This is a genomic window from Varibaculum timonense, assembly GCF_027694345.1.
In the GTDB taxonomy this organism is placed as follows: domain Bacteria; phylum Actinomycetota; class Actinomycetes; order Actinomycetales; family Actinomycetaceae; genus Varibaculum; species Varibaculum timonense_A.
Map to the genome: position 1 here is coordinate 127,706 of NZ_JAQEVU010000003.1, position 22,238 is coordinate 149,943.

The 22,238-nt window shown below is 49.0% G+C and carries 19 protein-coding genes; 6 read left to right on the forward strand and 13 right to left on the reverse strand.

The genetic code is table 11. The features are described 5' to 3' along the window. Positions 1 to 201: 201 nt before the first annotated feature. Positions 202 to 1,785 (reverse strand): glutamine-hydrolyzing GMP synthase, encoded by a 1,584-nt coding sequence (gene guaA / locus PG728_RS03345; RefSeq protein WP_270625855.1) that lies wholly within the window; start codon positions 1,783 to 1,785, stop codon positions 202 to 204. 229 nt (positions 1,786 to 2,014) lie between these two features. Here guaA and pta point away from each other — a divergent pair, with 229 nt between their 5' ends. Together pta and PG728_RS03355 are read left to right on the forward strand one after the other, a co-directional pair. Continuing rightward, positions 2,015 to 3,529 (forward strand): phosphate acetyltransferase, encoded by a 1,515-nt coding sequence (gene pta, locus PG728_RS03350; protein ID WP_270625857.1) that lies wholly within the window; start codon positions 2,015 to 2,017, stop codon positions 3,527 to 3,529. 22 nt (positions 3,530 to 3,551) lie between these two features. After that, the gene (locus PG728_RS03355) at positions 3,552 to 4,739 is read left to right on the forward strand and encodes an acetate/propionate family kinase (protein ID WP_270625858.1); all 1,188 of its coding nucleotides are present in this window, start codon (positions 3,552 to 3,554) and stop codon (positions 4,737 to 4,739) included. A 109-nt stretch (positions 4,740 to 4,848) separates the two neighbouring features. Here PG728_RS03355 and PG728_RS03360 read toward each other — a convergent pair whose 3' ends face one another. The 8 genes from PG728_RS03360 to PG728_RS03395 all read right to left on the reverse strand — a co-directional run bounded on the left by PG728_RS03360 (position 4,849) and on the right by PG728_RS03395 (position 13,434). Continuing rightward, positions 4,849 to 6,147 (reverse strand): ABC transporter permease family protein, encoded by a 1,299-nt coding sequence (locus PG728_RS03360; protein ID WP_270625859.1) that lies wholly within the window; start codon positions 6,145 to 6,147, stop codon positions 4,849 to 4,851. Continuing rightward, positions 6,140 to 6,853, reverse strand: coding sequence for an ATP-binding cassette domain-containing protein (locus PG728_RS03365; RefSeq protein WP_270625860.1), 714 nt, complete (start codon positions 6,851 to 6,853; stop codon positions 6,140 to 6,142). Before PG728_RS03365 ends, PG728_RS03360 begins: the two co-directional genes overlap by 8 nt. Then, on the reverse strand, positions 6,837 to 7,286 hold the full coding sequence (locus PG728_RS03370) for a ribose-5-phosphate isomerase (RefSeq protein WP_072509595.1): 450 nt from the start codon (positions 7,284 to 7,286) through the stop codon (positions 6,837 to 6,839). The genes PG728_RS03365 and PG728_RS03370 overlap by 17 nt, the downstream gene beginning before the upstream one ends. 27 nt (positions 7,287 to 7,313) lie before the next feature. Then, positions 7,314 to 8,039: a glycerophosphodiester phosphodiesterase family protein gene (locus PG728_RS03375; RefSeq protein WP_270625861.1), complete on the reverse strand. Its 726-nt coding sequence runs from the start codon at positions 8,037 to 8,039 to the stop codon at positions 7,314 to 7,316. Next, complete coding sequence (locus PG728_RS03380) at positions 8,030 to 8,851, reverse strand: M23 family metallopeptidase (protein WP_270625862.1); 822 nt, start codon at positions 8,849 to 8,851, stop codon at positions 8,030 to 8,032. The genes PG728_RS03375 and PG728_RS03380 overlap by 10 nt, the downstream gene beginning before the upstream one ends. A 228-nt stretch (positions 8,852 to 9,079) precedes the next feature. Beyond that, positions 9,080 to 10,822, reverse strand: a complete 1,743-nt coding sequence (locus PG728_RS03385; RefSeq protein ID WP_270625863.1) for a hypothetical protein — start codon at positions 10,820 to 10,822, stop codon at positions 9,080 to 9,082. A 196-nt stretch (positions 10,823 to 11,018) separates the two neighbouring features. After that, the gene (locus tag PG728_RS03390) at positions 11,019 to 12,065 is read right to left on the reverse strand and encodes a hemolysin family protein (protein ID WP_408648194.1); all 1,047 of its coding nucleotides are present in this window, start codon (positions 12,063 to 12,065) and stop codon (positions 11,019 to 11,021) included. Beyond that, on the reverse strand, positions 12,058 to 13,434 hold the full coding sequence (locus tag PG728_RS03395; RefSeq protein ID WP_408648195.1) for a hemolysin family protein: 1,377 nt from the start codon (positions 13,432 to 13,434) through the stop codon (positions 12,058 to 12,060). Before PG728_RS03395 ends, PG728_RS03390 begins: the two co-directional genes overlap by 8 nt. A gap of 236 nt (positions 13,435 to 13,670) precedes the next feature. Here PG728_RS03395 and PG728_RS03400 point away from each other — a divergent pair, with 236 nt between their 5' ends. Next, entirely contained in the window at positions 13,671 to 17,396 is a 3,726-nt protein-coding gene (locus PG728_RS03400) for a multifunctional oxoglutarate decarboxylase/oxoglutarate dehydrogenase thiamine pyrophosphate-binding subunit/dihydrolipoyllysine-residue succinyltransferase subunit (protein WP_270625864.1), read from the forward strand. 102 nt (positions 17,397 to 17,498) lie between these two features. On the opposite strand, the gene PG728_RS09340 is transcribed toward PG728_RS03400, so the two are convergent. From PG728_RS09340 to PG728_RS03410, 3 genes are all read right to left on the reverse strand, one after another. Continuing rightward, positions 17,499 to 17,573 (reverse strand): 50S ribosomal protein bL37, encoded by a 75-nt coding sequence (locus PG728_RS09340; protein WP_408648196.1) that lies wholly within the window; start codon positions 17,571 to 17,573, stop codon positions 17,499 to 17,501. Between the two features lie 122 nt (positions 17,574 to 17,695). After that, complete coding sequence (locus PG728_RS03405) at positions 17,696 to 17,980, reverse strand: anti-sigma factor (RefSeq protein WP_270625865.1); 285 nt, start codon at positions 17,978 to 17,980, stop codon at positions 17,696 to 17,698. Beyond that, a complete protein-coding gene (locus PG728_RS03410) occupies positions 17,980 to 18,678 on the reverse strand; it encodes a sigma-70 family RNA polymerase sigma factor (protein ID WP_270625866.1) in 699 nt (232 codons plus the stop codon). The genes PG728_RS03405 and PG728_RS03410 overlap by 1 nt, the downstream gene beginning before the upstream one ends. 95 nt (positions 18,679 to 18,773) lie before the next feature. On the opposite strand from PG728_RS03410, the gene PG728_RS03415 reads away from it, so the two are divergent. The 3 genes from PG728_RS03415 to rsgA are packed head-to-tail and all read left to right on the forward strand — an operon-like array spanning position 18,774 to position 21,481. Next, positions 18,774 to 19,160, forward strand: coding sequence for a hypothetical protein (locus PG728_RS03415; protein WP_270625867.1), 387 nt, complete (start codon positions 18,774 to 18,776; stop codon positions 19,158 to 19,160). A 4-nt stretch (positions 19,161 to 19,164) separates the two neighbouring features. Continuing rightward, positions 19,165 to 20,493 carry a 3-phosphoshikimate 1-carboxyvinyltransferase gene (aroA, locus tag PG728_RS03420; protein WP_270625868.1) on the forward strand — a complete coding sequence of 443 codons (1,329 nt, stop codon included), beginning with the start codon at positions 19,165 to 19,167 and terminating at the stop codon, positions 20,491 to 20,493. Further along, on the forward strand, positions 20,480 to 21,481 hold the full coding sequence (gene rsgA / locus PG728_RS03425; protein WP_270625869.1) for a ribosome small subunit-dependent GTPase A: 1,002 nt from the start codon (positions 20,480 to 20,482) through the stop codon (positions 21,479 to 21,481). Before aroA ends, rsgA begins: the two co-directional genes overlap by 14 nt. Here rsgA and PG728_RS03430 read toward each other — a convergent pair. Beyond that, a complete protein-coding gene (locus PG728_RS03430; protein ID WP_270625870.1) occupies positions 21,443 to 22,234 on the reverse strand; it encodes an inositol monophosphatase family protein in 792 nt (263 codons plus the stop codon). The two genes, rsgA and PG728_RS03430, sit on opposite strands and share 39 nt — an antisense overlap. Positions 22,235 to 22,238 lie beyond the last annotated feature (4 nt).

The window sequence follows — 22,238 nt, forward strand, 5'->3', positions numbered from 1 at the left end:
ATGTCGCTTTTAATTGCAACCTATCAAATAAAAAAGACCATACCGCTTAAGTTATAATCTGATTTATTTGCCCCAGATGTAAACCACTTTGAACTATTATTATAATTATTCTTTTTTGCTCCCAGTACCATTGAGTACCAGCAGCCATTTTTTGTTCTCTTTTTATAGCTTTTAATCAAGGCATTTTATAAACTTTTGCTATTACTCCCACTCGATCGTTCCTGGTGGCTTGGAGGTGCAGTCCAAAACCACTCGGTTCACTTCCGGAACAGAGTTAGTAATCCGGTTAGAAATTTTAGCGAGAACCTCGTAGGGCAAACGCGACCAATCGGCCGTCATCGCGTCCTCAGAAGAAACCGGGCGAAGCACAATCGGATGACCATAGGTACGTCCATCCCCCTGTACCCCGACACTGCGCACATCGGCAAGTAAAACGACCGGACATTGCCAAATGTCCCGATCTAAACCGGCCGCCGTTAGCTCTTCACGAGCGATTTTATCGGCAGCCCGTAAAATCTCTAATCGCTTCGCGGTAATCTCGCCGATAATGCGAATCCCTAAACCAGGACCGGGGAAAGGCTGACGCCAAACGATTTGCTCCGGCACTCCCAAAGCTAAACCGATCTCGCGTACCTCGTCCTTGAAAAGCGTCCTGAGCGGCTCGATTAATTCAAAATTAAGGTCTTCCGGCAAGCCTCCAACATTATGGTGACTCTTGATATTGGCAGCCCCTTCACCCCCACCGGACTCGACTACGTCAGGATACAAAGTTCCTTGCACCAGGAACTTTATCTCTTCTCCGCTTTCGCCAGCTTCTTTTACGAGGGCGCGTTGAGCAGCCTCAAATGAGCGAATAAACTCGCGACCAATAATTTTACGTTTCGCTTCCGGCTCGCTAACCCCAGCCAATGCAGTTAGGAAGCGTTCCGATTCATCTACCGTCACGATTTTAATACCGGTTGAAGCAGCGTAATCACGCTCAACCTGTTCTCGCTCTCCCGCACGCAAAAGACCGTGATCGACAAAAATGCAGGTCAGTTGATCTCCAATAGCTTTATGTACCAGGGCAGCTGCCACTGAAGAGTCCACTCCCCCAGATAAACCACAAATAACCCGGGCATTACCCACTTGACGGCGTATCTTTTCAATTTGGGTGTCGATAATAGAATCGGCAGTCCATGTCGGCTGCAAACCAGCCCCGTTATAGAGGAAATGTTCTAAGGCGCGCTGACCATATTGGGAATGCAACACCTCGGGATGCCATTGCAAGCCATAAAGATGACGTGTTGAATCTTCAAATGCTGCCACCGGAGTTTGTTCGGTAGCAGCAGTTACCTTAAATCCTTCGGGAGCTTTAATTACGGAATCCCCGTGAGACATCCAAACTGTCTGCTCTAGCGGAGTACCGGCAAATAAACATCCCCCGCCGTCTTGCAGTTTAGCCTGAGTATGCCCGTATTCACGAGTCCCGGTTCGCCCTACCTGACCGCCCAAAGTTCGCGCCATAAGCTGAAACCCGTAGCAGATACCTAAAATCGGGACGCCCGCAGAAAAAATCGCGGAATCAATACTAGGAGCGCCCTGCGCATAAACCGAGGAGGGACCGCCCGAAATAATAATAGCGGCCGGGTTCTTGGCTAGGATTTTTTCCGCATCCATAGTGTGCGGAACAATCTCGGAATAAACATGAGCTTCTCGTACCCGCCGCGCGATCAATTGGGCATATTGTGCCCCCATATCGATTACCAATACCGGGGAGGACGAATCAGGATTATTTTTCAGCACCCTCTAAGCATATCGGGATTAGGCTTTGTAGCACGAGTCGAGAGGTAATTCGGAAAGAATTTCTAGGTTTCTTCTGTTTATCGCTTCGCTATCGACAAATCTACCGAACTAAAACCTGGACAATACCAAGTTGTGGCGTACCAGGCCCTGGAATATGGCAGGGCAAGTGGGGCGGAACTGATAACCTGATTAGTAAAAACACCCTAACGAAAGCGGAGATGGCAAAACCATGCCCAACAGCTGTTATTTAGCACCTTTACAGGCAGATATTACTATTGATTCTATTGCGAGTGCCTTGGCGAGTGCCTTGGAAGATTGCCCGATAAAATCAGTATTTGAACCCCCATTTGCTGAACCCAGCAAATGGCTTTTTGAACCCCAAAAATGTGCACAAGAACTGGTAAATAGCCTTTATACCAAACAGACAACTATATTTTCAGGAAGATTTACCGATGTACCAGCAGGTTTAGATATTTGCGGTATTCATGCTGACGTGGCTCGTCATCTTCGCGCCCCCATCATTTTAGTAATTGACGCACAGAACCTGGATTCCCAGGGAGCAAGTGCCGCCGCTCACGCCATGGCGGTACAAATCGAAAAACAAGGCGGAACCCCTATCGCCTCTATCTTGCTTAACGCCTCATTTACCTTTGAGAGTTCATTCGCTCATTCCCCGGTAATAGTTACTCCCAATACCGAAATATCTGCTAAGCAAAGCGAGCTACTTGCCCACGCCCTCGATAATACCCCCACCCCCGGCATTCCCCCGCTAACCTACCAGGCAGAGCTAACTAAACGGGCAAAATCTTCCCTACGTAAAATAGTTCTTCCCGAACCTGAGGACGACCGCGTCTTAAAAGCAGCGGCTCAGGTACTAGCGTTAGAAGCTGCCGAAATAGTCATTATCGGAGAGGAAAGCCAAATTAGTGCCAGTGCAAAACGCCTAGATATTGATTTAAGCGCAGCCGAAATAGTAAATCCTCGCGATAAAGAAAAACTGGCTCGTTACCGTTCTCGCCTCGCCGAGTTGCGCGCCAAAAAAGGAGTAACCGAAGAAAAAGCGGAAGAAATGTTGAAAGACTCGGCATATTTCGCAACGATGATGATTGAGAACGGCGACGCGGACGGAATGGTCTCTGGTGCTTGCCACACTACCGCAAACACGATTCGCCCCGCCTTACAAATCATTAAAACCAAACCGGGAGTATCGACTGTCTCGGGGGCGTTCCTCATGTTGTTCTCTGACCACATTGACCTGTATGCCGACTGCGCAGTTTCAATTAATCCTAATGCCACCCAACTAGCAGATATTGCTATCTCTAGCGCCAAGACAGCGAGCGATTTTGGGGTAGAACCAAAAGTTGCCTTAATTTCCTACTCGACTGGGGACTCGGGCGCAGGAGAAACTGTAGATAAAGTAAAAGAGGCAACCCAAATAGCTAAAGATAAATGCCCCGATTTAGCCATTGACGGTCCTTTGCAATTCGATGCCGCAGTAGATACACAGGTAGCCGCCAAAAAACGCCCAAACTCACCGGTTGCCGGTAAAGCTAACGTATTCGTATTCAACCATTTGGATGTGGGCAACTGTGTTTATAAAGCTGCTCAACGCACCGCTGACGCGGTTGCGGTCGGCCCCGTTTTGCAAGGGTTAAATAAACCGGTAAATGACCTTTCCCGCGGAGCCCTAGTTGAAGATATTGTTAATACCATAATTATCACTGCTATTCAGGCACAGGATTAATCCAGCTAAGGAGAACGAAAAAATGACAACAGAAACCGTTCTGGTTATCAACTCTGGTTCATCTTCTATTAAATACAAAATGATTAATCTGGCAGATGGGCAAGCCATAGCTTCCGGGATTGTGGAACAGATTGGAGAGAAAGAAAGCCGGATTAAACATATTCACGGCTCCCTCGAAAAGAAACTAACCCGCAGCGTACGTGACCATTTAGAGGGGATGGCGGTAGTTGAGGAGCTTTTCGAACAGGTAGGCCCGCCTTTGGAAGATTCTCATGTAATCGGGGTGGGTCACCGCATAGTTCAGGGAGGCCCCTATTTTTCCGGTCCGGCTGTAATCGACCAGCGAGTATATGAACTAATCCAGGAATTATGCCCGCTGGGACCGCTGCATAATCCCGCCCATCTTAAAGGTATTGATGCCGCGAAACGTATTCTGCCAGATGTTCCTCATGTGGCAGTATTTGATACTGCTTTCTTTAATCAGCTTCCTAATAAAGCTGCCACCTATGCTTTGAAACAGGACGTTGCTGAAAAATACCGTATTCGCCGCTATGGAGCACATGGCACTTCTCACCAGTACGTGTCTGAGCGAGTAAGTTCTATTTTGGGGCGCAAAGACTTAAAACAGATTGTTTTACACCTAGGAAATGGGGCTTCGGCATCTGCGGTAGTTTGCGGTAAACCACTTGATACTTCTATGGGTCTTACTCCCCTTCAGGGTTTGGTTATGGGAGGACGAACCGGCGATATTGATCCGGCTACCGTATTCCACCTGTACCGCGAAGCGGGAATGTCGATTGACGAGATTGATGACCTGTTCAATAAGCAATCAGGCATGAAGGGTCTGACCGGGCATAATGATATGCGTGAAGTATGGGAGCTGGTGTTATCCGGTGACCAAAACGCACGGACAGCCATGGATATTTACCAGCACCGCCTCCTGCAATATGTGGGAGCCTATTACGCAGTTATGGGCGGACTAGACGCGCTGACTTTCACTGCGGGGGTGGGCGAAAATGACCCCTGGGTACGTTCTGAACTGTGCGAAAGTCTAGCTTTCTTGGGAGTAAAAATAGATTTAGAGCTAAATAAAGAACATTTCAGGCGGGAAGCAATTATCTCAACCCCGGATTCATCAGTAAAAGTGCTGGTGGTTCCGACCAATGAAGAATTGGCTATCGCACAGCAAGTACGCTCGCTAGTTAAATAAAAATACTTTTTATAGTAGGGGTGGGATAGCAGGTCACTATCCCACCCCTACTATTGGGATTAGCCCCAGTAGTCGTTTCCAATATCTTTTAAGCAGCCAGACTACAAAGCTATTTGGCGCTAGGAACAACCGCTTTTTGTAGTTTTTTATGCACGCCAAACAGGGTTAAAACACAAACTGTAATCCCTAAAATTGCTTCTAATACTAGGAAAAAGTGCACAATGTGAGGAGCTCCAGTATTAGGAGATATTACTATCTGCTGGAGCGCGTAACCAATAATTACTCCCACGCTTACCCCAATCCAACCTAATAGGATTCCTTGAACCCCAATCACTCTTGCTGTAGTTGCCGGGGGCGCGCCTAGGCGTTCCAATACCGCTAAATCACCGCTTTGTTTAGTTAATGCCCCCCTCATTACCGGAGCAGAAAACACCATGATCAGTAATAAATAGATTGCTAGCGGAGCTAAAAATAGGGCTACCCGATACCCAAAACTAATTGCTTTATAGTCCCAAAAAGGTCTATCGTCGGCGCGGATAACGCGCAAATGCGCCTGATTAAGTTCTTTTCTAACCTCAATGGAAAAATCGGTATTAGAAAGTACCTGATATGAATAAATAAAGTAAGGATATTTATTTTCATCCCGATTTAAATCGCTGAATCTCCAAGTACCTTTCAGGGGTGACTGGTTAGAAACTGTACCCTGAAAGCCCATGATTGCTTGTTTATCGGTTTTGCCTAAACGTAGCTGTTGCCAGTTAGAGTGAGGAGCAGCAAAAACCCCAACTACCTTGTAGCTGCGATCTTTGAGACAAGTATTTGCCGAACATAACGAGCTACCTGCTATATCATCTCCTACAGCCAGGTTAAGTTGTCTGGCCGTGTTTTTCTCCAGGGCTATTTCTCCCGTTTCTTTCGGGTTACGCCCCGCAATAGCGGTCTGCGACCTGGGATCTAGAACCGTCCAGTCAGCTACCAGACCTGATAATGATTTGACCTGATTAGGGCGAGAATTTGTGCCTTGACTGCCCGATAAACTGCCGGTGATAAACAGGGTCGGTTCTAAATGACTAGAACCTACGATATTTCCGGTCTTGGTGTCATTGGGATTAAAGGGGTGTGCCCCTTGAGCTATCTGGGTTTTCCTGTCCCCCTCAGGGGTAAAAAACTCTAGTCCCTTTTCTTTTTGCTCATTTAGCTGGGGCTGGTATTCCAAACTTGCGTTAGCTGCGGGAAAAACTGCTTCGCGTGGAGAGGCTACTATCGGGTCTCGGGTTACAAAAGAAATCGTAACCGCCGTCATTAAACAAGAGGTAAGAGCAATAATTGCTAGCAACGCTAAACTATATGACCGGTTATGTTGCAGGGTTCGATAAGCTAATCGCCAAATAAGACTCGCTCTAAGCATTTTTATCCCCTAAACCGCAACTGACTTGTTCAAGAGAAATGTTTACTACTCGGTCGGCTGTTGCCGCTAAGTCCTGGCGAGTAGTAAATAACAAGCAGGAACTGCCTTTTTCTACTTGGGTGCGAAGCAAAGAGATTATATTCTGCTCTGCTTTTGCCTTAAGGCTGGCAGTTGGCTCTAGGACTAAAATCAGTTTCGCTCCCCCTAATCCAGCTCTAGCTACCGCTACCTTTAACTGCTGGTTGCGGTCTAATTGCTGCGGATAGCAGTCTCCAATCTCGAAAGCACGGATATTAGCTAACGCCACGCCCGCTCGGGAAAGTGCCTGGGCGTGTCCCATACCTGAAAGCTCATAGGATAGAGCAATATTCTCTGCCACGGTTAAGCTTTCCACCAGATTAACCCCGTCCCTAACCATCCCGATTTTTTCCCTCCGCAGCCAGGCACGCCGAGCAGGGTTCATGTCCCCTAGGTTCTGCCCCTCGATTTCAATAGTTCCCGATAGCGGGTCGGCAAATCCGGAAATCAGATTCAATAGGGCTTCATTAGCGCTAGGGCTGGCGATAAGCGCCAGCATTTCACCAGCCCCAAGCGTAAAGGAAACATCTTGAAGTACCGGCTCTTCGTCCTCAAGGTAGCAAACCTTTTCCAAAGAAAGCCGGGGGTGCTCTAAATAGCTAGAAGCGTTACTACTTTTCCTGCTCATATTGGGTCATCAAATCAATACGTCGCTGGTGACGCTCATCGCCTGAAAATGGCTCCGCTATGAAAGCATCAACGATTTCGAAGGCGGTAGCAGTGTCATGCATTCGAGCCCCCACCGCTACGATTTGGGCATTATTGTGTTCTCTCGCAAGTTTGGCGGTTTCAACATTCCAGGCCAAAGCCGCCCTAATCCCTGGGACGCAGTTGGCAGCCATCTGTTCGCCGTTACCAGAGCCCCCTAACACTATCCCCAAAGAGCCCTCGTCAGCCAGAACTGCCTGGGCGCAGGGGATACAGGTATTTGGGTAATCATCTAAAGCGTCATATTCTTTGGCTCCGTGGTCAATGACTTCTAGCCCTTTAGTACGCAGGTGGTTTACTAATGCCTCTTTAAGTTCAAATGCGGCATGATCGCAAGCAATATGGATTCTCATAGCTTTACCCTATCAGGGCGAGAGCCTTTACATCTCAGCAAGTACCGCTTTTAGACGGGCAGGATAGTCAGTCATAATCGCATCGACTCCCATCGCTGCCACCTGGCGCATTTCCTCTTCTTCGTTAATCGTCCATGGCTCTACCCGAATTCCGCGACTGTGAGCTAGAGAAATGAACCTACGGTTCACAATGGAGATTCCCCGCCATTGCAACGGCACTTGCGCGAAAGCTGCCGGGAAATCTACCGACCCAGTAAAACCACTTTTGCTAGCAATAACGGTTTTTAGGACTTCCAGAGGAGTCATCGCGGTTTGCGCTTGCGGATAACGTTTTCTGACCGTACGCAGGGTATTTGTGGAAAAGGAAGAAAAAATTACTCTGTGCCAGGCGGTAGTTTCTGCTACAGCTTTCAGTGCTCCTTCAAGGGCGCGCGACTCTTTAATATCAACGTTGTATGCCAGGTTGGGAAAGTCCTCAAGAGCATGTTTTAGCGAAATAGGATGTTCGCCCTCCGGTCCTCTAAGGGACATATATTCTTGGTAGTTAAGCTCATTAACCAGGCGAGTATCTCCCCAAGGGTTCAGCAGGCGCTCGTCATGCTGGAGCACAATTGTCCCGTCTTTAAGGGCGCGCACATCGGTTTCATAGCGACTTACGTTTTGGTTAAGCGCATATTTTATGGATTCTCGAGTATTTTCTATTGCTTCACCGCCACCTCCGCGGTGCGCAATAACCTGGGGTTTTATTCGCATTTTTGTCCCAAATAACGGAAGTTATGAGATTGAAGCCAGGGAACCGGATCTATATAGTTTTCTTCGTCTTCTGGCATTATTTCTAGGTGTAGATGGTTTCCGGTTGAATTTCCGGTCGATCCTACTGCCCCCAATCGGTCGCCCGCTTTCACCTTTTGCCCAACTTTGACCGCAAATGAACCGGGAAGCATATGTTTATACTGTGAATAAACGGTTTTTCCCGCTATTGAATGCTTTAGACGTACCGTATTTCCCCCTCCCGGCATCATGTCCGCATACATGACCTCACCATCGGTTAAAGCATGAATCGAGGTACCGGCGGGAGCAGCGAAATCTGTTCCGGTATGTAGTTTACGGATTCCAGAAATCGGGTGAATGCGTTCACCGAAGGGAGACGTTTGCCTAAATGTTCCCTGCTGCAATGGAAAAAGAATCGCTCCCTCATCAGACATTACACTGTCGCCGCGATTGCCCGACCCGACATTAGAGAATTGGCATTGGGGATCAGCGCTCAGGATACGAGCGCGAGTTCCTGCCGCTGGAACGGGAATCAAGCCTTCCTCGGAATCAGTAGCTACCAACGCATTTGCACTGTCTGCCCAGCTTTGCTCTCCCCCCGCTAAGGAAAGAACATGAGCGGTCATGCTGCCTGGTTTATTTGCTTGCACAAATCCGCTGAGAGGAGCGACGATAGTAACCGCCGCTAGTCCTAACAGCACGAGAGCGCGGGGAATAGCAGCCAATCGCTGGTGACGGCGACGCCGAACTCGCTGCATTCGGCGAGTACCCGACGACGAAATAGGTTCAACCATGGACTGATTCCTCCAAAGAATTAACTAACCCTCAAATAATAACGAATTTGTAACATTTTATCTAGGGCGGGCAGTTATGCGCGATTTCAACGTTAAATCACTGCTCTACATTTGCACTCATTCACTTTCTTGATAGGACGCGAGTTAGCACTACCCATCACCGACTGGGTGCGGCGATTTTCATTCCTTTTATCGAAAGGAATCTAGCTAGCTATTAGACTTTCCTAGCTATTCGGTAGTCTTAGATTCAGCAGGATTGTCACCGGTGGTGAGCACTACGGATTCTTGAGAATAATTACCTTTATATACCCACCCAATCCATTTTAGTTTGGTGTTATCCACCCCTGAAGCTACCAAGGGCTCTAAGTTGAAGGTGTCCACACTCTTACCAGTTAAATCCACTGATATTACCTCATCAGTAGTTTTAGCGTAGAACTGATTCTTTAAATAATTGACATCACCAAAATGACTATCGTCGTCATGTAAAAGTCGCTCCCACTGGGCGCTGTCTAATATCTCGCTTGCTGTTCCGTCGGTGCCGATATGAAATGCCTGATTAGAGTCCCCGCTGGTTACCAGCAGAGAACCATCTTTAAACTGCTGACAATAGCCGCGGGTATAAGGGCTATCTTCAGAAAGTTTGAGAAAACTAGGAAATGGAACAGCTTCATTGCTGCTAGCAGTAACTAAAAAGGTCTGGTAAAGACGCTTTTCATCGTCCACACGTCCATCACAGATATATACATATTTATCCGCGCTGAGTCGATATAAAGCCAAAGAACTACCCAAAATTTCATTAGTAACGCAGTAGTTCTCGCCATCACCAATTTTGAAGGGTAGTTCAAATAGCACCTTGTTGTTATCAATGGAATAAACACGCCGCTTATCCGTGACAATCATATAAGTATCATTGGTAACACTGGATGAAACCCAAATCTCACCGTCCTCGCCCTCCGCTTCTTGCAGAGAAGAAGCATTCTTTTCTCCTGCGGTTATCGCCATGACTTGTACATGACCTTGCTGAGACCAGGCAGAATCAGTTTTGGTAATCCAGGTCTTAGCAACCGCTATTTTACTTTCTGATTTTCCGATGACCTCATATTTATAGTCTTGACGATCATTGACTACATTATCGGCCTCGGTTTGCAGGTCTATGCGGGGCTTAGCCTTGCACGAGGGCAACTCTAGTTCTTGGGCATAGAGGTGAACTGTTTCTGGAGAAGTCCCCACTGCTTTGGTAAGAATCGTATAAACCACAAAAACCTTAGGTTTATCCCCGTAGGTAGCTGTTACCGAGACATCCGTGTCCGTCATCTTTTCTCCGTTTTTAGTCGGCAAAAAAGCGCAATCTGCTACCTGATCCTTGAGTTGCGGAGCCCATACTTGAAAATAGAATTCCCGGCTTTCTGGCTCACCTTGACTATAGATTTTGCTAACCATTGCGCCCCCCTGCCATTGCCACTTAGAATCAACCGTTTTATCTCCGGCTGAGAAACTGGTAGGCAAATCCACTAGCGTAATCTCGGGGGTAGGAGTCTCGGACACAGAAGGGGCGGTAGTCGTGGTGTCGGGACTGGAAGCAACCGTGGTTTTTGGCTTAGGAAAACCACTAACCGCATAGGCAACCCCCGACACCAAGGCGATAGCTGCCACCGCCCCAATAATCACTGTTAATAAAGTCTTTTTATTGCGATACCACTTTCCTGGTAAGTTCCCATCCCCTACGGTACTACCCCCATTAGGAAAAGGAGGATAATAACCGGCAGCGCTCCTATTTTGCCCCGGAGCTCCTCCGAAATAACCGGGATTACCCGAAGAAGCAGCATCGTTACTAGGGTTAAAACTAGCCACAGGAGAAACTGGTGGTACTGGAGCCACCGGCGGCATCACCGGCTGTCCCTCCCCCATAGCTGACCAAGGCGCCCCCGCATCATTTTCCCCTACCGGCCTCGCCGGATTATTTCCTGGCAAAAACTGACCATCTGAGCGATACCCGCAGCTGGGGCAACATCCATTTTCATTTAAAAAAGCAGCAAGACAACTGGGACACTTAGCCATAATCACAAACTCTTCTTTAAGTGAGGAACAATTTTATTCAGCAAGTATAACTAGGGACAGTTGCGAAGATTAGGGATTCAAATGGATTCTGAAAAGTAATATCTTACTATTACAAGCTCTCTTTTCGTTGCATGGTGTCGCGAACTTCCCCAACCAATTCCTCTAAGATATCCTCTAGGAAAATAGCCCCCAAACACTGCCCATTTTCGATAACTTGCGCCAGATGAACACCGGTTTTTTGCATTAGGCGCAACGCGTCCTCAACTTCTTCATCGGGGGAAACCTCGGGGAGGACGCGTATTCGCCAATCCTCCAAAGGAGCCTCGCGCGCGGCGATAGAATCAGCAAAAATGACGTCTTTAATGTGAAGATAACCAGTTAGCTGCCCTAACTTATCGCTGATGGGAAAACGAGAAAACCCGGTTTTAGCTACCTCGGCTTCAAAATCAGCAGCCGAAAGTGGCCAAGACAAAGTAACCAACTGAGAGCGCGGAACCATCGCCTCCCGCACGTCCTCGGTAGAAAACTCCAATGAACCAGAAAGTAGCCCAAACTCATCACGTAAAGTGCCAGCTTGGGTTGATTTCTCGACGATTGCGGCAACCTCTTCAATAGTGAAAGATTGACTAACCTCTGAACGGGGAGTAACCCCAAACAGTTTTACGAACCAGTTAGCGCTAGAGTCTAGAGCATGAACAACCGGGCGCACCGTGCGAGCAATGCGCACCAGCAAAGGCGAGACTGCCAGACATACTTGCGCCGAAGCAGCCACGGTAAGATTCTTTGGAATCATCTCCCCCAGTAAAATATGCAAGAATACCACTATAACCAGGGCTAATACGAAAGCAATCGGGTGAGTTAGCGAGGACGGAACCGCAAAGAATTCTAGGGGGCGAACAATTAGGTGGGCAACAGCGGGCTCTGCCACTGCCCCCAACCCGGTAGAAGCTAAAGTAATCCCCAACTGGGTAACTGCAAGCACCAAGGATACGTGTTCAACCGCCCATAGCGCCGCTTTTGCCCCGCGTTTTCCTTGCGCGACCAGAGGTTCGATTTGGGAACGGCGAGTAGAGGTAACCGCGAATTCTCCGGCAACGAAAAAGGCATTTACCGCCAGCAGAGCTGCCGCAATTATCAGAGCTAACCAATCAGACAGTGCTCTCACCATCCTTTGATAACTGCTGATTTCCCGGCTTAGAGCTGCCATCAATGGATTCCGGTTGCACCGCTACCTCTTTGCCCTGAGCAGCTTCAATCAACACTTTCTCGATACGCCGCCCTTCCATTTTTGCCACTGTCAAAGTGTTTGAACGCACTTTTACGCTCTCGCCCGGCTCGGGAATTTTCCCTAGATGCACCAACATTAAACCGGCAACAGTTTCGTAAGGACCATCATCCGGCAGAAGCACATTTATCCGATCGGCAATCTCATCGGGACGTAAATCCCCATCTACCAGCCACCGGTTCTTGCCTTCTAGCCTGATGCCACGGCGGCGCAAATCATGTTCGTCAGCAACTTCCCCCACGATTTCTTCCACTACGTCCTCTAAAGTAACTATTCCGCAAGTACCACCATATTCGTCCACCACAATTGCCATTTGTAAATCGGCTTCTCGTAACTGTACTAAAAGTGGCGCTAGCCGCACAGTTTCAGGAACTCGCAGCGCATTAACCAGCAGCGACTGTGCGGTAACCGGTACTTGTGCCCGCCGGGAAAAAGGTATTGCCACTGCCCGGCGTAAATGCACCAAGCCCAGAATGTCATCTGCGTCCTTGCCCTGAACTGGAAACCGAGAATGCCCACTACGCCGAGAAAGCTCCACCACGTCCTCGGCGCTTTGAGAGGCTTCTAACGTGTCCATGCGACCTCGGTCAGTCATTACGTCACGCGCACAAAGTTTTCCCAGACCTACCGAGCGGGTAAAAATCGTTGCGGTAGATAAATCAAGAGTCCCTTCCTGAGCGCTATGCCTAACCATAGCTGTCAGTTCGGAGGCAGAACGCGCAGAGGAAAGTTGCTCTAAAGGTTCTACCCCCAAAGCCCGTACCACCCGGTTTGAAATTCCATTCAAAACCACGATTACTGGCTTAAATAGGATAGTAAAGGCGCGCTGGAGGGGGGTCACTGTGCGAGCTACTTCAAAAGGTTTAGCTAAAGCGAGATTCTTGGGAAAAAGCTCCCCAAACACCATCGAGAACGCATTTACCAGCACTAATGCCACAACTACCGCAATCGCGGTAGCTAGGGAAGCAGCTAGATGAATATCTTGCAGTATTTTAGCTAGTAGTGAGGTGAGCGCACTTTGAGTGGTATAGCCCAAAAGAATAGTGGTGAGGGTGATACCTACTTGCGCCCCAGAAAGCTCGGTTGATAAATGTCGCAGGGCTTTTAATACTCCCCTGGCTCCCTTTTCTTTGCGCCCCACTCTCCCCTCCACCTGGGAGGGATCTAAGGCCACCATCGAGAACTCTGCCGCCACGAATAAGGCAGTACCGATGGTAAGCACTATCCCTAATAAAATCATTAACAGGTAGTAGATGGTGTCAGGCAACTACACCACCGCTACCAGACATTTAGGGGCTAAGCGCAAGGCAAACACCTCTTCGAATAGGTAATCGCATTTTCTTTTAGCAGTAATTTATCAGCGATAAGCAAAGGCTGCATAAAATATCTTAATATCAAGAAAAGTGCTAGGACTTTAGAACTATTTGGGCATAAAATCTTATTGGATACTTGGTCACCCTCCAAAAAGGAAATATCATGCCTATCTCGGAAGAACAAATAGATCAGTCGGTCAGCCCCATCAATCAAGAAATCATTGACGACCTCTATGACAAATACTGCGCTGACCCCATGAATCTACCCGAGGATTGGCGAAATTATTTCAGCGCTCTAGAAGCTCAACAGGCACAAATAAAACAGGTTACCCCGCAAGAACCCACCTCCCCCAAGAACGCAAACTCTCAAATAGCAGTTACCGGCAGGGATGTAACCCGCTCAGATTTACCCCCGGCTCCCCCGGTGGCAGCCAGTGAACCCACCTCCCCCTATGTGGCGCGGGAAACCGCCCTTAACTTTGGCCCTGGGGAAGCCGGTAAAGCCGAGGACGAGGTACACCGACTACGCGGGGTAGCAAAAGCCGTGGTGAAAAATATGGACGAATCGCTCCGAATTCCTACCGCCACCTCGGCACGAGAGATTCCCGCCAAACTGTTAATCGAAAACCGTAAAGTAATCAACGCTCACCTGGCTGCCACAACCGGCGGAAAAGTCTCATTCACCCATTTAATCGGATACGCAATTATCGAAGCATTAGTGGAAATGCCGTCGATGAACGTTCGCTTCGAAAAGGACGAGGACGGTCGCGAATGTATCCGAAAATTTGCGCACGTAGGTTTTGGTCTAGCCATCGACTTACCGAAGAAAGATGGCTCTCGTTCCCTGATGGTACCGGTAATTCACGATGCTGACACTTTGAACTTTAGACAGTTCATCGACGCCTACGAAGATTTAGTAAAAAGAGCACGCGGCGGACAGCTCAAACCCAGTGATTTTTCGGGAGGAACCGTCACCTTAACTAACCCCGGCACTTTAGGGACAAAATATTCCGTTCCTCGCTTAATGTCCGGTCAAGGAGCAATCATTGGGGTGGGCGCTACCTCATTCCCTGCCGAATGGGCGGGAGCCTCCCCCACTCAGCTTGCCAACGCGGGGGTAGGTCAGGTGATGACCATGACTTCAACCTATGATCACCGCGTGATTCAAGGGGCAGGATCAGGAGAATTCCTGCGAATTATTGAACAAAAATTAGCCGGTCACGACGGTTTCTTTGAGCGAGTATTTTCAACCTTGGGGGTGGCTCATGAACCCTATAAATGGGAGAGGGACTTCACCTACGATCAGGTTACCGAAAAAGGTAAACCTGCCCGGATTGCCGAACTAATTCACGCCTATCGTTCCCGTGGACATTTGGCCGCTAATACCGATCCCCTACAGCAGATTTTACGTCGCCACCCCGACCTTTCTATCAGCTCTTATGGGCTGAGCGTCTGGGATTTGGATCGGGTTTTCCCCACCGGCGGATTTGCCGGTCGTGACACGATGAATTTGCGTGAACTGCTAGAACAATTGCGTACCACCTATACGCAGGCGCTGGGGATTGAATATATGCATATTCAAGATCCACTTCAGCGGCGTTGGGTACAAAATCGGATAGAAAAACCCTCAAAAAAGTTTTCTAAAACTGAACAAATGCACATATTGAGTATGCTCAATCATGCGGAAGCGTTCGAGACTTTCTTACAAACAAAGTATGTGGGGCAAAAACGTTTTTCCTTAGAGGGCGCAGAGTCGTTAATACCGCTATTAGATACGATGCTTTTTAACTCTTCCCGTTCCGGTTTGAAGGAAATAACCATTGGGATGGCTCACCGGGGACGGTTGAATGTGCTCTCAAATATAGCTGGAAAAACCTACGGACAAATTTTCTCCGAGTTTGAAGGATATCTTGACCCGAATTCCACTCAGGGCTCTGGGGACGTGAAATACCACCTGGGCACAGAGGGAATCTATTCCCCTGGGGAAGGAGAAGGCGTACTCGTGACTCTAACTGCCAATCCATCTCACTTGGAGGCGGCTAATGGGGTAACGGAGGGCATTACTCGCGCTAAACAAGATCGCTTGGGCGCTGGGGAAGAAGCCGAAAACTTGGTTATGCCGATTCTAGTTCACGGTGATGCCGCTTTTATTGGCGAGGGCGTGGTGCAGGAAACCCTGAATATGTCGCAGCTGCGTGGCTATCGTACTGGCGGCACTGTTCATATCATCGTCAATAACCAGATTGGGTTTACTACCGGACCCACCTCGGGACGTTCGACTCGTTATTGCACGGATTTAGCTAAGGGTTTGCAAGTACCGATTTTCCATGTAAACGGGGATTTCCCGCAGGAGGTGGTGAAAGCAGCCAAGCTAGCATTCGACTTTAGGCAAGAGTTCCACAAAGACGTAATTATCGATATGGTCTGTTACCGTCGGCGCGGACATAATGAGGGCGATGACCCCTCAATGACGCAACCGGTTCTTTATTCTTTAATCAATCGCCTGCCCACCACGCGCGAGGTATATACCCGTAATCTGATTGGACGCGGAGATTTAAGCGAGGAAAAAGCAGCCGAAGCCCTGGAAGAATACCATCAAGAACTAAACAAGATTTTCCAGGAAACCAGGGAAAAGAAACATTTCAGCGCCGCAGATTATGACGATACTTTTAATCCCGGTATTGATACCCGTTGGGTTATGCCCTCCTCGCAACAGCCTGGTCAGGGGATGATGCTCGGTTGGAGCTCTGCTATAAGCCGTGAAGAAATTGAACGTATCGGGCAATCCCAGGTAAGAGTCCCTGACAATTTCACTGCTCACCCCAAGATTATGAAGTTGCTCCAAAAACGAGAACTTATGTCCCGGGAGGGCAAAATCGATTGGGGTATGGGGGAAATGCTAGCCTACGGTTCGCTGCTGATGGAGGGAACTAATGTCCGTCTTGGGGGGCAAGATTCCCGTCGGGGTACTTTCTCGCATCGACACGCTGTTATTCACGATTACGAGAATGGGCGCGAATGGACACCTCTAAATTTTCTAACCGAAGGGCAAGCGTCTTTCCAGGCATACAATTCTCCACTTTCCGAATATGCTCCTTTGGCTTTCGAGTATGGATATTCGGTTGAGTCCCCGGAAACTTTAGTATTGTGGGAGGCACAATTTGGCGATTTCGCTAACTGTGCTCAGGCAGTTATTGACGAGTTTATTTCTTCGTCTTTCCAAAAATGGAATGAACGCTCCGGACTGGTAATGCTACTGCCCCACGGATACGAGGGGCAAGGCCCCGATCACTCATCGGCACGCATTGAGCGGTATCTACAGTTGTGCGCCCAAAATAATATGTGGGTGTGCCAGCCATCTAATCCGGCTAACAATTTCCATATGTTACGAGAACAGGCCTATAAAAGACCACGTAAACCTTTGATAGCGTTTGAGCCGAAACAGCTGCTTCGTTTAGCGGCAGCGGCTTCCCCAATAGAAGATTTTACTTCCGGACAGTTCCTGCCAGTGATTGGCGAACCAGATAAGCGGGTCATTAAACCAAACAGGATATTGCTTTGTACTGGACGTATTTACTATGACCTGGTCAAAGAGCGGGCAAAAACCGAACGTTTCGATACTGCGATTATTCGATTAGAACAGCTGTATCCGCTACCGGTAGCAGAACTAAATATGCTGCTTAGTTCCTGGGGTGATTTGCCACTTACCTGGGTCCAAGACGAACCCGAAAATCAGGGAGCATGGCCGTTTATAGCTTTACATCTTCCCTCAAAGATTAAGCGAACTATACAGGTGATTTCGCGTGCAGAAGCCGCTTCTCCGGCTGCTGGTAACGCCAAGCTCCATAAAGATGAAAATCGGCAGCTAATGGAACAGGCATTCGCCTAGTTCTCCACCAAGAAATGCTTGGGGGTTGGGGTGACAAAAAGTCACCCCAACCCCCAAATAAGTTTTACCGTTAGTATCTAGCGTTAGCTAGAACGGTTACTGTTAGCAGTTAGGTCGTTTGCCGTGATTGGCGGCACTGGTACGACGAGTTTTGCGTTTACGTCCACGTTTAGACATCTCATACACCTTCCCAAATAAAATCGACGTCCCTAGTTTTACACACCAGTTGCCATTTTAGGAAACTGAAAGGCTCGCCTGTCGCATTAGTCGACCAAAATATATGATTTTATAGGCTATCTCTAGCACCTGTCACCATATTGCTGCTGACGATAGGAAATCTGTAACTCCTCGGAATCCATATACACCGCTAGGGACTGTACTATCCGAGTGCGCAAAGCGTGCGGGGCAGAAATGTGGTGACATAAACAGCGTCTTAGCGATAGCGATATTCCCGCTGTTTCAGCTTCTAAAAGTTCTTGACAGTACGGACATTGGGCGATATGCCGAGCTTCTTCTACGCTAAGTTCCCGAGACTCGATTGACAGCTGTTGAAACAGGTCACGTTGGCACGGTTGCTGGCTCATTAGTTCACCCCGATTCCATATTGGCGGGCATATTCTGCTAGTTCTTCTCGCAGTAGGTTTCTGCCTCGATGAAGCCTAGACATTACTGTACCGAGCCGAATCCCTAAAATCTGCGATATTTCCTTGTAGCTGAACTGTTCGATATCAGCTAAATAAACTACTGCCCGATGTTCATCGGAGAGTTTGTCAAAGGCAGCTTGAATAGTTTCATTAGGCACACGCTCCAAAGCAACAGTTTCCGCAGAAGGTAAACCTATCTGATGATGAAGTGAGTGCTGCACCTGCCGGCTATCCGATATTTCAGCGGTAGTTTCCTCTTGGGGACGGCGAGTCTTTGAGCGGTATTGGTTGAGGAAAGTATTGGTCATTATCCGGTACATCCAGGCTTTAAGATTAGTTCCCGCCTGGTACTGATGAAATTTACGAAACGCCTGCATATAGGTGTCTTGCACTAAGTCCTCGGCATCAGCAGGCCGGCGAGTTAATCGCAGCGCCCCCGCATATAGTTGATCCAGTAGCGGCAGCGCCTCCTGGGTAAACCGCTGCGCCAATTGAGCGCTATCGGAGCGAGCCTTATTTTCTTCCGAGACAGGGTTCTCGTCTGAACCTGGCTCCGGTAGCAAAGACCCAGCAGGGGGCAAATCAGTAGAGGGCGGGGCGTCCTCTACGGTAAGGCTAGCTAAGGTTTCAGTATCCATTACTGCCTACTCTAGTCCAGTTTTGCAGCTGCTAGTTCTGGCGGCAAACTCAAGAAAGCTAGAAATCAACGCCCCGGTCAGGTAAAAATAGAGATATGGCTAATAGGTATTCTTTTTCCCGAGCACTACTAGCGGCTCCCTTAATCATCGAGGGAATCGATGCGGTGCGTAACAGCGATAAACATGCGCATCTAGCCCAACACCACCTAGAGGTCATGGAGAAAAATGGGTTACCACCGGTACAGATGAGCGATTTACGAACTATCGCTAAAATCTGTGGAGTTACGGTGACCCTCCTGGCATTAAGGATGGCTACTACCCGGCGCTCCCCCCTTTCAACTGCCGCCTTGATACTGGCCAATGGGGCAGCAACTATTATTAATGGACGTCAGCCCGGTAAAATTGATGCTTTAAGAATTGCCCAAGGGCTAGCCCTCCACGCCGGTTTAACCTCTGAACTATTCTCCCGTAGACAGGATTAATACTTTGACTGTTTGGACTCCCCCTCTTTCGACCCAGCCTCTAAACGCGGTGGTCTCACTACCTCCCTCTAAATCCCTGACCGCTCGTGCCCTGGTCTTAGCCTTATTAGCGAAGGAAAATACTTTTATTACTAATCCTTTGCGATGTCGCGACACCGATTTAATGATCGCCGGTATCCAAGAGTTCGGTGCCAACGTAGAAGAGAAATCAGGAGGACTACTGATAACTCCCCCGCCCACAATCTCGGCGAAAACCGGAGTTATCGAGTGCGGTCTTTCCGGGACAGTGATGCGTTTCTTAGCTCCCATTGCCCTACTGAGCGGAAAACCAGTTCACTTTCAAGGAGATAAACAGGCAAGCACCCGTCCAATGCGTGGTCTTTTAGATGCCTTAACCCAGCTGGGAGCAAAAATTACGGACGCCCCCCTGCCCGGACACCTACCCTTTACTATCGAGGGCGCATTAAATGACAGCAGCCAGCTACAGCAAGTACACCTTGACGCTAGCGACTCCTCCCAATTTGTCTCCGCTCTGCTGCTGGTTTCCCCCGCCCTCCCCTTTGAACTTCAAATAGAAGTAGATTCTGTTTTACCATCTATTCGTCATGTGGAAATGACACTAGCGCAGGTAAATGCGTGCGGTGGAAAAATCGAAAACATCAGTGGTGAAACCGGAGACTGGGATTCCCTGCAAACTCGCCATATTTGGCGCTGTCAGCCAGCGCGATTACGTGGCGGTGAACAAGTCATTGAACCGGACTTGACCAATGCGGGTTCGTTTTTAGGAGCCGCCCTTGCTTGTGGCGGTCAAATTAGTGTGCCAAATTGGCCGGCACAAACTTTCCAAGCCGGCGATGCCTGGCGGTATTTACTCTCCCCAATGGGCGCACGTATCTATCGCGACAGCGAAGGAACGCTTATTTGTCAAGGCAATGGCACAATTGGCGGGATTCAGACCGACCTTAACGCCATTGGGGAACTTACCCCCACTTTGGCGGCGCTATGCACCCTGGCAGTCGAACCCTCCAAACTTAGCGGAATTGGGCATCTTAAAGGTCACGAAACCAACCGATTACACGCCCTCGAAACCGAAATTAACCGTCTCGGGGCAAAAGCAGTGGCTACCGAAACTTCGCTACAAATCACTCCTGGGATATTGCACGGCGCTACCATCGAAACCTATAGCGATCACCGGATGGCCATGTTTGGAGCCCTGATTGGATTACGGGTTCCAGACGTGAAAATAGCGGGGATTGAGTGCGTCACGAAAACTTTCCCGGATTTTCCTGAGATTTGGCGAGCCGCTGTGGCTGGTACTAATGGCGTGGCGTGATACCGGAACCGATGATCCGCGGGTACGGGTGCGTCCTTCCCGCTCTAAACCGCGACGCTCCAAAAAACAGGTAGATTATTCTGCCAGCCCCACCGCCTTCGTATTCGCGGTAGATCGCGGGAGAATTCACCTACAAATGAATCAAACCAAACTGGTAGGGGTTAAGGCTCGCTCTCTGGGTCGGCGCGGTATCGTGGTCGGCGATCAGGTACGGGTCACCGGAGATTTAAGCGGGAAAACTGGTTCTTTGGCGCGGATTGTGGAAGTTTTACCGCGCAAAAGTGTTCTTACCCGCTCCGCGGAAGATAGTCCCGGGGCGAAAGAAAAACCGATGGTTGCCAACGCTGACCAATTAGCGATAGTCACCGCCTGCGCTAATCCGCAGCCTCGTCCCCGCATGATTGACCGACTGTTAGTAGCCGCCTACAGCGCGGGTCTGAAACCATTACTGCTGCTCACTAAAGCGGATATTGCCCGCCCTGAGCCGATACTTGAACTATTTTCACCTTTAGAAGTGCCGGCAATTGTGACCAGTATAGAAAGCTCTCAAGGCATTGATGCAGCTGGCGAGGCATTAGCCGCTACTACTACCGTAATGGTGGGACATTCGGGAGTAGGCAAATCTTCACTGATGAACAACCTCATTCCCCACGCAGATAGACAAATCGGTCAAGTTAATCAAGTTACCGGTCGCGGACGACACACTTCTACCTCCGCTATTGCCATCGAATTTCGGGGGGGCTGGCTAATTGATACCCCCGGCATTCGCTCCTTCGGATTAGCCCATATTGAAACCGACGACCTCTTGGCGGCTTTCCCCGATCTTGCCGAGGTAGCAGCGCAATGCCCAAAACTGTGTCCTCATTTGCCATCCGTACCGGGATGCCAACTGAGCACGCTCGGAAAAACCAATCCCGCACAGATGCGCCGAGTAGAGTCTTTCCGCCGCCTACTTGCCTCCCAAAATAGTCAGAATCCGCTGGTGTAAATGACCATTAGTGGCAAGTGCGTTTCCTCCCCGGCAGCCCTCATCGCCCTCTAATGAAGTGAATTTACCTCCGGCTTCTTCCACGATGGGTACTAGCGCCGCCATATCGTAAAGCTCCAAGTCGGGTTCGGCTGCCGCATCGACTACTCCTTCGGCAACTAACATATAGGAATAAAAATCTCCATAGGCACGGGTGCGCCACACTTTGCGGGTAAGTTCAACGAATGCATGAAGCTTTTCGCGTTCTTCCCAACCAGTAAGGGAAGAATAGCTAAAGGAGGCAGCTTTCAAATCACTTATCCTCGAAACCCGGTTTGCTTGCGGCTTTTCTCCGCTGAAAGAACGCCAAGACCCTAAACCGCGCCCTGCCCACCAGCGCCGACATAATGCCGGGGCACTAACTATGGAAGCTTGCATTTTGCCGGCAAATTCTAAGCCAATCAGGGTTGCCCAAACCGGCACGCCCCGCACAAAATTTTTAGTGCCATCAATGGGATCAATAATCCAGCGAGCCTGGTTAGCTTCGGCAGCGTTTCCTCCGTATTCTTCCCCGTAAACTAAATCGTGGGGACGGTGAACTTTTAAGAAATCCCGAATCATTTGTTCGGCTCCCCGATCAATATCGCTAACCGGAGTGAAATCTGGTTTTTCGTAAACCTGATAATCGCGCTGCTTAAAATGTGTAAGGGTATAGTCGTCTACCTGATCGGTCAGGTTATGCAATAACTCGATATCTTTTTGTAGATTGCGCATTTTC

Excerpts from the sequence above, each read along its gene's own strand:
- pta (WP_270625857.1), top strand. The coding sequence starts at position 2,015 with ATGCCCAACAGCTGTTATTTAGCACCTTTACAGGCAGATATTACTATT.
- PG728_RS03355 (WP_270625858.1), top strand. The coding sequence starts at position 3,552 with ATGACAACAGAAACCGTTCTGGTTATCAACTCTGGTTCATCTTCTATT.
- PG728_RS03400 (WP_270625864.1), top strand. The coding sequence starts at position 13,671 with ATGCCTATCTCGGAAGAACAAATAGATCAGTCGGTCAGCCCCATCAAT.
- rsgA (WP_270625869.1), top strand. The coding sequence starts at position 20,480 with ATGGCGTGGCGTGATACCGGAACCGATGATCCGCGGGTACGGGTGCGT.
- PG728_RS03415 (WP_270625867.1), top strand. The coding sequence starts at position 18,774 with ATGGCTAATAGGTATTCTTTTTCCCGAGCACTACTAGCGGCTCCCTTA.
- PG728_RS03405 (WP_270625865.1), bottom strand. The coding sequence starts at position 17,980 with ATGAGCCAGCAACCGTGCCAACGTGACCTGTTTCAACAGCTGTCAATC.
- PG728_RS03370 (WP_072509595.1), bottom strand. The coding sequence starts at position 7,286 with ATGAGAATCCATATTGCTTGCGATCATGCCGCATTTGAACTTAAAGAG.
- PG728_RS03375 (WP_270625861.1), bottom strand. The coding sequence starts at position 8,039 with ATGCGAATAAAACCCCAGGTTATTGCGCACCGCGGAGGTGGCGGTGAA.
- PG728_RS03410 (WP_270625866.1), bottom strand. The coding sequence starts at position 18,678 with ATGGATACTGAAACCTTAGCTAGCCTTACCGTAGAGGACGCCCCGCCC.
- PG728_RS03365 (WP_270625860.1), bottom strand. The coding sequence starts at position 6,853 with ATGAGCAGGAAAAGTAGTAACGCTTCTAGCTATTTAGAGCACCCCCGG.
- PG728_RS03360 (WP_270625859.1), bottom strand. The coding sequence starts at position 6,147 with ATGCTTAGAGCGAGTCTTATTTGGCGATTAGCTTATCGAACCCTGCAA.
- PG728_RS03430 (WP_270625870.1), bottom strand. The coding sequence starts at position 22,234 with ATGCGCAATCTACAAAAAGATATCGAGTTATTGCATAACCTGACCGAT.
- PG728_RS03395 (WP_408648195.1), bottom strand. The coding sequence starts at position 13,434 with ATGATTTTATTAGGGATAGTGCTTACCATCGGTACTGCCTTATTCGTG.
- PG728_RS03380 (WP_270625862.1), bottom strand. The coding sequence starts at position 8,851 with ATGGTTGAACCTATTTCGTCGTCGGGTACTCGCCGAATGCAGCGAGTT.